We start from the raw sequence: 11,651 nt of genomic DNA, 5'->3' as shown, positions 1-11,651 counted from the left end.
AATGTCCCTGTTATCCAGTTCATCCGAATAAACAATATTCAGGCACATTCTAATCAGATTCACTCCGAGACAAGTCATATCTGCATAACCATAAAATCTTATCTCACGTATTGATTCCCCCTCTTTGTCCTGAGCAGGTTTGAGCAGTTTAAAATGATAGGATGCAAAATCTTTAAATTCTTCCAGTGTTTTTATTTTGTCAGTTTCCATAATATTAAATATTAAAACTTTATGTTGGCTATTCTGTTTCTTCTTTATTTTCTGAAAACAGATCAGCAATCTCATTTAAAAATTCAAGTTCGTCAACTGGAAAAAGCTGAAGTGCAATACCCAGTATAAGCCCAACATCAATGTATTGGTTTTGAATCGTAGGCGGAACTTCTGCGCTGTCCTGATCTAAAGCGATAATGCACAGCTTCATTAGGTTTCTGACAACAGAACCGAGTTCGCAATAGCCATAAACCCTGATTTCTGCATTATACATCTCTCTTTTATCCTCTGCTTTTTTCAGGGTATTAAGCAGTTTTCCGCTTAACCTCCTGATGTCTTCCAGTTTTTTGATTTTATCGGTTTCCATAACTTCATTTTTTTTATGCAGATAAAACTTCCTGCTGATGGATTCCCTCAAGCCTCTCAAGTTCCTTCTGGATCATGGCTTCCGCTTCTTTCATAAAATCACGGCATCTGCCTTCCATTATTCTATAGTAATCGTAACCATAACTATTGCTTCTGCTGAAACGAAGCGTGTTTGGATTCTTTTTCAAAATCTTGAACATGTTTTTTTCATCACTGCTGTTTCGGGGAAAATATTCCGAAGTCAAGCTCGTGAAGTATTCGCACAGCTCAAATAAGTAGCCCAGTGAGAAGTGATTCGGGGTATATCCCAGAAATACCCTTATAAGGGAAAGGCAGGTCTGTTCAACTATCTGGTGAAGTGAACACATTCTTACCTCATATGAAAAATACTGGTCGTTATTATAGATAAAATCCCAGATCGATTCACTAACATTTCTTCTGTCTCCTGCGTATGCTGAAGTGCTTTTCACATATCTCTTTTCTGGATTCTTAGCCCAGATTATAGGCGACCTATATGCATCTATATGAATCCTCTGCGCATTCTTAAAAATATTCCAGAAGAAATACTGCTGGTCTCCATATAATTTGACGATGTTTCTCAGGCTGTGCATGAGAATGGTTACCGTGATCTGTCCTCTTGATCTGCTCTTTATTTTATCGGTGAGGTCATTGCCGATATTATCCTCAAACTCTTCCGCTATGACCAGCAGATAAAGATGGACATGCTTTTCTTTTTGGACGGGCTTCTGAAAAGGCTCATTAAAAGTATAACTGCTTTTCTTCTCTGCAAAACAGTAAATGCCTATCGGATCGATGTTCTGTGAAATAACTCGATAAATCAAGTCGGATGCGGTGTTTTGAATTGCTTTCATAATTTTACATATTTTAGTTAATACTTGTGTGAAAAATTGTATTTTTGTTTAACACACAGGCAAGTAAGTGATTACTTGTACCGTACGGTATCAAATTTTCCCGTACCGTACATGAGATTTTTTGTATCATACATAAATCCTGCTTTTTTATTCTTAATTATTATCTTTGAGCTATGAGCACATTAACAAAACCGAATCACATGGGGCGCAAAATCAGCCGTATCCGTGAACTGAAAGACATGAAGCAGGAAGCTCTGGCGCAGGCTATGGGAACAAACCAGCAGACTGTTTCAATATTAGAAAATAGTGAAGATATAGATGATGAAAAATTAGCAGAAGTGGCAAAAGCCTTAGGAGTAAGCGTGGAAGCAATTAAAAACTTTTCTGATGAAGGCGTGATTAATTATTTCAACACTTTTGGTGATAACAGCTTTACAAATGGAGCATTCAATGCAAGTCATTGTAATTTTAATCCTCTTGATAAACTAATAGAAGCCCATGAACAGCAACTCAAATTATACGAACGTTTGATTCAAGCAGAAAAAGATAAAGTTGAATATTTGGAAAAATTATTAAATGCCAAGTAGGCCTTATAAAGGATATTTTAATTCAAACAAAAAAGAGACTTTAAGTCTCTTTTTTGTTTGAATTATAAAGTCTAAAATTGCTATATAAATATTGAAATATTAATATAGACAAACACAATAAAATCTATTATTTTAATTAAATAATAAATTGTTTCTAAAACTTTTTTAATCTTGCCAAAATATTCCTTCGCCTTTATCATCTTGTATGAATTTTAAATTTATACTGCAAAGATTGGCAGATCAGGAAAATTTATATGTTTAGAAATATTCTATTATGTTCGAATTTGTTCGAACATTAAATCTTATTAAGTTGTTTGTTTTCGCTTTCACTATATTCTGCGGAAAAACGTTTGTAATCAATAATTAATGGATGCGCATCATCTAGATTTTCGTACTTCATCCTTGATACAACAGTATTAATAGCAATATCACATTCTTTACAAAAACTAATATAACTCGAAGTAGAACAGTTAATTAAATTAAATTTACTTAATGCATAAAAAAGAAAACTAAATTTAGATTGCTGTCCCGTTGATTCGCTTTTATATACATTATAAAATTTATTAAAAATTATTTGTCCCTCAAGTGTTTTAAATATTGAATTATTTTCCTCTAAGTTAAAATTTGAATTATTAGACATAGGGGACTTATTGTCATTGTCTAATCGTAATAGAAAATCTAATTTTGCTAAATCTATTGCGTTGCTTAATTTACAATTAGTTTCTTCAAAATATTGCTTTAACGGAGTATTATTAACTCTTATATAGAAAGAACTTTCAATAACTTCAATTATGTCATCAAACATTAAAACGAAAAAATGTTGAATTTCTAGTGCAATTCTATAATGCCCAGTATTTATATTGTGATTAATATTTTGAGAATAATTTCCTACTACTCTTAATAATTGTAACAACTCAGATTTTGTAATATTAAAAGAATTAATTAGACCGATTTCGCTACCATCATATTTATCAACTATTGAAAACAGTTTAACTACTTTATTCATTAAGCTCGATAATAATTGTAAGTAGCTCGATAAGAGGAATTCTCTTGATGCTAAATTTTCGTTTGCTTTTAACAATTCATTTCGCTGTTTTCTCCAATTTTTTGTTCTTTCGGCATAATAAAATTGGTTAACAACTCCGTTTTCATTTTTAAAATTGTAAATATCCTTAAAATAAAAAGAATAAATTCCTTTTTTATATTTGTCTATACCGCTTCTTTGGATCGTGTAAAAACCATTTCTACTTTTTACATGATACCATCCTTGGTATTTAATTTTTAATTCTATATAGTCTTTGTAAATTAAAAATTTTTGTTTTTCACCATAGTTCAAATCTTTTAAATCAATGGCTAGCAAATGCTGTAATTCAGATTCCAGAAAATCCTTTTCCTGTATAGAAAAACCTTCTGATGAATATGATGCTAATTGTTCATCATTTGTTATAAGACCAAATTCATTATATATAAGATCGCTGGCATTTTTATACTTAATATCGCTTAATTCGTATCTGTATAATAATAAATTATTACGGTAAATGTCCTCAATATTTTCCTCTGTAAATTTAAGACCTTTAAACTTATTTATTTTACTCATTTACAACAATCTAATTCATTTTACAAAGCTCAAAGATATTATAAGAAAGTGAAAAATAAAAAAGTAAACAAATTTATTGGACACAGCCAGAGAAGTGCGCATAACATTTTTCTTCGTTCCTCAAAAAATGCCCTTTGGGACTTATAGCACTTCATCTGTCTGCTTGTCCAATTTTAGACTGCTTTCTTTTTTCCCTTTTTCTTTTTTAAGCATTTATTAGTTGTCACATTCTACAGCCATCATGCACATATTTTACGCATGATACATAGAAATATTTTCGCTAAATTAGAAGCCTGCTTTTAAAAATCTCCGAAGATTGCCACGTTCCTGCAATCAGCAAGATGAACGGTTGTTTAACAACCGCCTATCTTGCCACCCATTGCCTCGGAACTCGGCGGTGGAGAATCTTAAAAGCAAAGAGTTTGATAATAATGAAAATGAAAGATGATGAAAAGAGAAAATTCAAACAGAACACGAATCGTGGGACTGCGATTCACTCCTTTGGAGTATGCCGAGCTGGAAAAAAGATTCAGAGCAAGCACCTGCCGAAAATTAAGTGAGCACATCAGAAGCCACTTATTCAACAAACCAATTGTAGCCACCTACAGAAACCAGTCTTTAGACGAACTGATGGAAGAGACAGCTGTACTTACTTCCGAATTACGAGCAATAGGCAATAATATCAATCAGATTGCCAGAAAGATAAACACGCTCAGCACAGTTCCCGATTTCAAAGGGCATCTTTATCTTTTCGAGATCCAGAGAAAAAGACTTTTTGATAAAATGGAAGAAGTCTCAGGCCATACCCAGAAAATAGCAGAAAAATGGTTGCAGTGATAAAAACAAGCCCGTCCATAAGAGGCATTCTGAATTACAATGAAAATAAAGTTGCAATCGGACAAGCGGAATGCATCAGTGCGGTAAATTATCCGCTGGAACTGGAAAAACTGAGTTTCACTTCAAAATTAAACCGCTTTCTAAAACTGGCAGAACTCAATACCAATACGAAGCGGAATTCGGTGCATATCTCGCTGAACTTTGACCCTTCGGAGAATCATTCGAAAGAAAAACTAGCTGAAATTGCATACACCTATATGGAAAAACTGGGATTCGGCAGACAGCCTTATCTTGTATACCAGCATTATGATGCGGGGCATCCGCACTGCCATATCGTGACAAACAACATTCAGAGAGACGGAAAAAGAATCGATCTGCATTTACTGGGAGTCAGAAAATCAGAACCTGCACGAAAAGAAATTGAAGAAATGTATGGACTTGTAAAAGCCGAAGGAAGAAAACAGAAAGAACAATTTTCGTTAAATCCGATAGATGTCGGCAGAGTCCAATACGGAAAAGCAGAGTCCAGAAAAGCGATCAGTTCAGTTTTAAACAAGGTTTTATTTGATTACAAATATTCAAGCCTGCCTGAACTCAATGCAGTTTTAAACCACTATAATGTCCATGCTGACAGAGGAAGCGAAGAATCGAGAGTTTTTAAAAACAACGGACTGCTTTACAAGATACTTGACCAGAATTCAAAACCGATAGGCGTGCCGATAAAAGCCAGCGAATTCTACAGCAGGCCTACGTTAAAATTTCTGGAGGAAAAATTCAGGGTAAATGAATCAAAAAAACAATACTGTAAAAGCCGTGTAAAAAATGCTTTGACACAGGCTTTTTTTGATGAAAGAATGACTTCTATCGAGAGATTATCAGAAAGGCTCAAAGATGAAGCCATTCATACTATTTTACGAAAAAGCAGTGACGGAAAACTTTATGGAATTACTTTTATAGACTTTAAAACACAGTCGGTTGTCAATGGAAGCAGTCTGGGGAAAGAATTCAGTGCAAAAGGAATTCAGGAAAGCTGTGCAATGAACATTCTTGCACTCGAAAGAAAACATGAAAATTCTGTGTCAAGAAATTCTGAGGACATTCAATATCCTGAATTAAGAGAATATGTGAAAGAAAATCTTGCAGAAATTCTGCCTCGCGGAGAAAAAATAAACGAATATGTTTCTAAAAAGTTTAAACAGAAGAAGAAAAGAAGACTTTATAAAGGGATTTAAAATAGTTAAGGGCGTAAAATTACGCCCTTAACTATTTTATCTAATTTTCGTGAGCACAACTAAATTTTCATAGTTATTAATTCATACTAGTAATAAACTTAAGTTCTTATCTTAATTTTATAATTAGTACTTTCTTTACTTTTACAGCTATTGTTACTTTTATCATTATTAGTTCCTATATTTTATTCATTCCTTTTAATACCTTTTTTACATCTATTAGTACTGTTATTATTTCTACTATTATTTTCTTTATTTGTATTCGTATAATTTGTACATTTGTAAAAATAAAAAACCACCAGTTCCAGTAATTGGTTCCAGTGGTATAAAAGTTTAACTTTTTACTTTTTCTTGCAAGCAAGGATGAATTTTCTCATTTCCTTGACAAGGTGGGTAAGCTTTGACAATATCAATACAACCCCGACTAAATAAAGTATTTCCATAACAGAGAAATATAAAGGATTAATAATCCAGCTTAAAGACCAAAGACTCGACCCTTTGGTTTTTTTATGGCTTCAGATGACTTACTCACCTGCATTACAAATATACTTCATTATTGGAGAAGTTTTATCATTTTTAAATTTCCCTTAATTTTCCTCTAAAACAGCCCTTTTTAACGGTGAAATGCATATTTCATCGCTAAACTACATAGATTTTGGAATTTTTTTTCAATTATTTGTTATTAACAATGTTATCAACAATTCATACACATAAACAACTGACAACAAACAACTTACACGTTTAAATATTTACAACACCGCAGTCTTGAATAAAATATATCATACTCCGAAAGACAAAAAGCAGAATATACCCATTCTCCTTCTGAACACTAAATAAAACCAAATCTAAAATTATTTATTTCCATCTTTATAAAAATTAAAGGCATGATCTTTTTCATTTAGAAATCTTTCTACAATTGCTAAAAATTCTTCAGCTGTTTTGTTAGGTTGATATTTAAAAACAATTTGTATCATGATTTTTTTATCAGCTTTATCAGGGTAGCTTTCAGCCAATTGCCCGCTTTCTATAAAATCCAGATATCTATTTATTTTATCTTGTAAAAGTAACAAATATTCATTCTTATCATCCCACTCTAAATGATCAGATATTGTCAGAACTAATATTCCCTGTTTATCAATGGTAATAACATCTATCACATTTTTATCTTCAACAGACATATTTTTATATTTTTAAACTTGATTCTACATTAATGAAAAAAATAAGTTTGTAAGATAGACACCCTTAACTTTGTCTATAATTTTTGTTTACACATCCATTCTGCTTCGGAAAAGTTTTTAAATAATGATTAACTAGAAACATGCTTTCTAAAAGCTTTAATAATTTGAAAAATCATAATTGCTAAAAATATTCTGTGTAATAAATCAAGAAAATATATCCAATCTGTTTGGATTAATGAACCATAAGTTAAATCCGTTCTTCTTGCAGGATTAAATAGACCCCAAAAGGTTTTGAAGTTAGAAATAAACACCTCAAATGTGTTTTCCATATCTGCAGCCTCACAAGAAAATGAAAAAAGTATTTTATCAGATATTCCTGCAAGAATCAATATATACAGAGCAAAGGTTAGTATAAACACTATTCCTACTGGCTTTATCCAGTTAAGCCCATAATCATTTGATTGGCTGAAAGTCATTATTATTTTATCACCACATCCATAATTAGCAGATTTCTTAAGTTCATTTCTATAAGCTTTCATTTCTTTAGCTTGGAAGAAAAGACTATCTATTTGATTACCGTTGTTCTTCAACGCCTGCTTTAATTGACGGTATATTTCGCGTTTTCTTCTGAATCTATCTTCTTCTGATTGTTCTGCAACTTCAATTTTAAGTTTTTTATCTTCAAACCATTTGTTATTAGTTGGCTTAATTCTATCCAAAGTAACATTATCAAATCTTAATTCTATAAAACTATTGAAATCAAATTCATTGAATCTTGTACTTCCTAAATCGCAATCCAATAAATTTAAAGTACAATCACTAAATCCATTACATTTATCAAAACTAATGTCGCTGTAGTTAGTAAAGTCATTAATCATAAAAAAGCGGAATGACATTCTTTTAAACAATAATTTTAAATTTTGATTGACCCCCGTAATTAGTGTACTATCTAATTCCCATCCTTCAAATTTTAAAACTCCTTTCAATTCAGGATTACTTTTAATTTCCAGATTGTCCAACTTTTTTCCCAGACCATTAAAATCAAAACCTTGGGTAAAATTTGTCTCTGATATATATATTTCTTTAATGTATGTTTCTAAATTATTGCCTGTTAAATCTCTGTTTTCTAATTCTCCTTTTTTATAGAAATGATCTCCAAACAAAGTGAGCTTCTTAATTCTAGAGGCGCTTATCTCAAATTTTTCCTTGAAAATGTTCTGATTTGAAGAAAATCCGAATGGACACTCAATATTCCAGAGTGCAATATCTTTATTAAATTCATTCGCCAAAAGGCTAATATCTCCTGTTAAGGATTCAATTCGAACTTCTTTATTAATTGTTGATCTTTGCATATTCAAGGCAAACTCACAATGCGCAATATGTATATACTTTATTATAGATTCATAAATATTTATCCCCCCATTTACAACTATCGTTTCGCTAAAAAAAAGATTTCGAAAATTACATTCGTTACTTATTAAGACTCTTTTTGCTAAGTGACAGTTTCTTTCAAAAACAATAGTTGTAGAAATGCAGTTTTCAAATGCAATACTATAATTATAAGCAGTATTAAGAAGTCTTGAATTTATGTTCTGAAAAATTATCCCTTTTTCAAATTTACAATTGTCAAAAAGAAAACCTGATTTAATATCAGCATCTTTGACAATTACTTTCTCTTTGAACGTAACATTTTTAATTGTCCTGTGATCCCAGTTTATCACTGATTGATCGAGAACAACTTCAAAATTAACACTCATACTATGAATTATATCATTATCATTTAAATTCTTATAAAAAATCTGTTGTAAAGGAATCGCCATATTATCTCATTTACGTCAAAGCAATTAATATTATTAAGTATTATTTCTAGCAATTAAAAAGAATGAACAATTTGTTCATCCTTTTTAATCTTAACAAACAAAATTTTAGCTACCAATCTTGCCATTCAGAATTTATATCTTCTCGCCACAAACCTTGTCCAATTTCTAACTTAAGAATTGGTTCCAAAGAAGGATCTATTCCTAAAATCGTTCCTAGAGAAACTATTCTTATATCTTCTTCTTGGAAATCTGGCCCAGGGCCTGAAAACATTTCCCATACATGATCTTCCCATCTGGTTAATTCAGTGATTGTTTTTCCTTTTAACGAATATATGTCAGTTATCGCATATGAGTTTTTAGGAGCGGTTAAATTCCAATCTATATCTAGCCACTTCCAGATAGGATCGTCCGTTTTCTTGGTTTCTGACATTAATGGAGTATCTAGCGCTCTTTCTTTTGGGATAATTTGATATGCCTTAATTGTGTCTACGCTATAATAATCATAAACTCCAAGCATGAGTTCTTTACTCCATGAAGCATCAACAGTACCTAAATAAAAACTATTATTTTCTGAAGGATAAAATTCGGAATCGATTTTTTTCCCTGACACTAATTGATTGTAAATATATCTAAAGATTAATTCATTATCTTCTGTAGAAATAAATCCTCCTGCAATTATTAATTCAAATCCAAGCTTTTCTGTTAAACCTATTGAATAGGAAAATTCAGGATGCTGGCCTCCATTGACTAATGTAAGGTGGTAATCATTTTTATCAATGTTATTCTTGATAATTTTTAAAAACTCTTCTCTGTTCATAACTTTGTCTTAATGCTAAATAACCCAAATTTACTATTATTTACCCTCAAGTTTATAGAAATCAAAGGCATGGCCTTTTTCATTTAGAAATCTTTCTACCATCGCTAAAAACTCTTCAGCTGTTTTGTTCGGCTGATATTTAAAAACAATTTGTATCATAATCGTTTTATCAGCTTTATCAGGATAACTTTCAGCCAGCTGACCGTTTTCAATAAAATCCAGATAACTATTTATTTTGTCTTGCAAAAGCAATAAATGTTCGTTCTCATCATTCCACTCTAAATGATCAGATATAGTTAGCACTAACATTTCCTCCTTATTTACGCTAATAACATCAATTTTATTTTTCTCTTCAACAGACATATTTGTTCATTAAAAAAATATTATTCCAACATTATTTCAAAAATTAAGGGCGTATAAAATACACCCTTAGCTTATTTCGATCTTTGCCAACAAATTGATTATTATCTATTTAAAAATCATTGAATGATCAATAAAAATTATATAAAAATAAGCTCAGCAGAATTTTCAAAAATAATATCCAATCCCTTAATTTTTTTTTCTGTTAATTCATTTATTAATTTTTCTGAATAAAAAGGGTTCGCCAAAGGCTGGACATTAATAACATCTTCTCCAAAATATTTTTTGGGGATACAAATCTTCTTAAACTGACTTGTTGGATTTTTTTCTTTAAAATGAACATAATCTATTGCGTTATCAATTTTATGATACTCCACATTATCTAAAACTGGATGCCCCGTCATTACTAGTGAATTTTCATAATTAATTTCATCCAATAAAACGGCTTTAAAAAACAATAAAAAATATTTCTCTATAACATCTTTTATCTGAATTTCAAAAGCTCCTAAAATATTTACATTATATTCCTTTAGAATACTAAAATATTTAAAACTAAAAGCTTCGTTCAAAAAACTGATAGATGGAGTATACCCCATAATATCTGTTACTTTCGCTTTATTCAGCATTTCTCCTTTTATTTCAGGAATTTCAAAATTCGTTATGTCATGCTGATTTTTCCAAATAGCTTTATTACTATAGTTGAAAAAATTAAAAAAAGCCTGAAAAACACTTTCAGTAGATATCTTTTCATAATCTATCTTAAATTGACAAACTCCATTTTTTACACCAATAATTTTTGGCTCTGCAGAAACACTAACTTGATAATATTTCATTTCTTTTATTTATTAAATTGTCTAAAATATTCATTTAGATTTTTTCCAGTTTTATCATATTCGCTTGCAGCTTTATTTATCATCGCTCTCAGATTAGTTTGTAACGATTCAATCGATGCCTTCGTCAATGAACCTGCATTTTTAAGTTCTAATATTTGATTTTTCACATACTTACTAAATTGAGGATGATTGCCATGAAATGGAGTTGTTAAACTCATAAAATTCTTTTTGCTGCCTAATTTCATTAATGCTTTTAAATCATCTTTAAGCTGTTTAAATACAGCCACAGGAATTAAGTGATGTTCATTACCAATTCCAAGTGCAGAAGAGTTAACACCTTTACCTCTCATTATAAACAATAATGCCAGTATATCGGAATTTCCATCTGTGGTCATAGAAAGCATCTCAATAATTCCAAAAATGTCACCAGCCCCTCCGATAGGTGTTATAGAATCATCTTTTCTCTGTCCCTGTACAAAGCCATAGCCTGTCCTTATATCTATTAAAACTTGATCTCCTTTATTATATTTAACTCCTGGTTTTTCAAATCCTACCAAACTTAAGCCATTTGTTGAATCTCCCTCTCGCCATCCAAAATCGGCCAAGTAAATACCTGGGTCTCCATCATCTCTATGTTCTAAAACTTTCCCACTCCTATTTACAATAGTTCTTTCAAAAGCTTCTTTTGTAGATTCAGGAGACAGCCCACTTGGATCAGCAAAGAAAATGGGATTATTATTTGAAAAACTATATGGAGAATCTTTAAAAAAACTCTCTGCCAACGCATCGATATTACCCCAGCGCCCAATGTCTGGCATATAATTTCTAGCATCCATATCATACATCCCAAGCCCCAGCTCGTCTTGGAGCTCCTTGCCGTTGTACTTATACTTATTCGCTGTCGGCAGATAATCATTATATGCTTTGTGCTTTAATCCAAAAGGA

Annotated in this window: 12 protein-coding genes and 1 pseudogene; 3 read left to right on the top strand and 10 right to left on the bottom strand. The window is 31.3% G+C overall.

All coding sequences use genetic code 11. The features are described 5' to 3' along the window. From DMB71_RS22060 to DMB71_RS00365, 3 genes and pseudogenes are all read right to left on the bottom strand, one after another. Positions 1 to 210: pseudogene (locus DMB71_RS22060) on the bottom strand (hypothetical protein); the annotation flags it as partial. Positions 211 to 238: 28 nt separating this feature from the next. Beyond that, on the bottom strand, positions 239 to 577 hold the full coding sequence (locus tag DMB71_RS00370) for a hypothetical protein (RefSeq protein WP_111362718.1): 339 nt from the start codon (positions 575 to 577) through the stop codon (positions 239 to 241). A gap of 13 nt (positions 578 to 590) precedes the next feature. Next, positions 591 to 1,448 carry a hypothetical protein gene (locus DMB71_RS00365; protein ID WP_111362716.1) on the bottom strand — a complete coding sequence of 286 codons (858 nt, stop codon included), beginning with the start codon at positions 1,446 to 1,448 and terminating at the stop codon, positions 591 to 593. Between the two features lie 173 nt (positions 1,449 to 1,621). On the opposite strand from DMB71_RS00365, the gene DMB71_RS00360 reads away from it, so the two are divergent. Further along, positions 1,622 to 2,035, top strand: a complete 414-nt coding sequence (locus DMB71_RS00360; protein WP_111362714.1) for a helix-turn-helix domain-containing protein — start codon at positions 1,622 to 1,624, stop codon at positions 2,033 to 2,035. 295 nt (positions 2,036 to 2,330) lie between these two features. Here the strand turns inward: DMB71_RS00360 and DMB71_RS00355 are convergent, their stop codons facing one another. Beyond that, complete coding sequence (locus tag DMB71_RS00355; protein ID WP_111362713.1) at positions 2,331 to 3,632, bottom strand: hypothetical protein; 1,302 nt, start codon at positions 3,630 to 3,632, stop codon at positions 2,331 to 2,333. A gap of 480 nt (positions 3,633 to 4,112) precedes the next feature. Between DMB71_RS00355 and DMB71_RS00350 the strand changes: the two genes are divergently transcribed. Beyond that, positions 4,113 to 4,469 carry a plasmid mobilization protein gene (locus tag DMB71_RS00350; RefSeq protein ID WP_239452880.1) on the top strand — a complete coding sequence of 119 codons (357 nt, stop codon included), beginning with the start codon at positions 4,113 to 4,115 and terminating at the stop codon, positions 4,467 to 4,469. Beyond that, on the top strand, positions 4,457 to 5,701 hold the full coding sequence (locus DMB71_RS00345) for a relaxase/mobilization nuclease domain-containing protein (RefSeq protein ID WP_111362710.1): 1,245 nt from the start codon (positions 4,457 to 4,459) through the stop codon (positions 5,699 to 5,701). Before DMB71_RS00350 ends, DMB71_RS00345 begins: the two co-directional genes overlap by 13 nt. Before the next feature lie 848 nt (positions 5,702 to 6,549). Here the strand turns inward: DMB71_RS00345 and DMB71_RS00335 are convergent. From DMB71_RS00335 to DMB71_RS00310, 6 genes are all read right to left on the bottom strand, one after another. Further along, the gene (locus DMB71_RS00335) at positions 6,550 to 6,876 is read right to left on the bottom strand and encodes a DUF6572 domain-containing protein (RefSeq protein WP_111362707.1); all 327 of its coding nucleotides are present in this window, start codon (positions 6,874 to 6,876) and stop codon (positions 6,550 to 6,552) included. A gap of 128 nt (positions 6,877 to 7,004) precedes the next feature. After that, positions 7,005 to 8,696, bottom strand: coding sequence for a hypothetical protein (locus tag DMB71_RS00330; protein WP_111362705.1), 1,692 nt, complete (start codon positions 8,694 to 8,696; stop codon positions 7,005 to 7,007). Between the two features lie 109 nt (positions 8,697 to 8,805). Continuing rightward, entirely contained in the window at positions 8,806 to 9,513 is a 708-nt protein-coding gene (locus DMB71_RS00325; RefSeq protein WP_111362704.1) for a DUF4262 domain-containing protein, read from the bottom strand. Positions 9,514 to 9,549: 36 nt separating this feature from the next. Then, complete coding sequence (locus DMB71_RS00320; RefSeq protein ID WP_111362702.1) at positions 9,550 to 9,876, bottom strand: DUF6572 domain-containing protein; 327 nt, start codon at positions 9,874 to 9,876, stop codon at positions 9,550 to 9,552. 137 nt (positions 9,877 to 10,013) lie between these two features. After that, on the bottom strand, positions 10,014 to 10,706 hold the full coding sequence (locus DMB71_RS00315; RefSeq protein WP_111362700.1) for a hypothetical protein: 693 nt from the start codon (positions 10,704 to 10,706) through the stop codon (positions 10,014 to 10,016). 5 nt (positions 10,707 to 10,711) lie between these two features. Beyond that, positions 10,712 to 11,651, bottom strand: a 940-nt coding sequence (locus DMB71_RS00310) for an RHS repeat domain-containing protein (RefSeq protein WP_317048388.1), incomplete at its 5' end; no start/stop codon positions are given.

Source organism: Flavobacterium tistrianum, assembly GCF_003254545.1.
Taxonomy (GTDB): Bacteria; Bacteroidota; Bacteroidia; order Flavobacteriales; family Flavobacteriaceae; genus Flavobacterium; species Flavobacterium tistrianum.
This window is presented reverse-complemented; position numbering and strand designations above follow the sequence as displayed.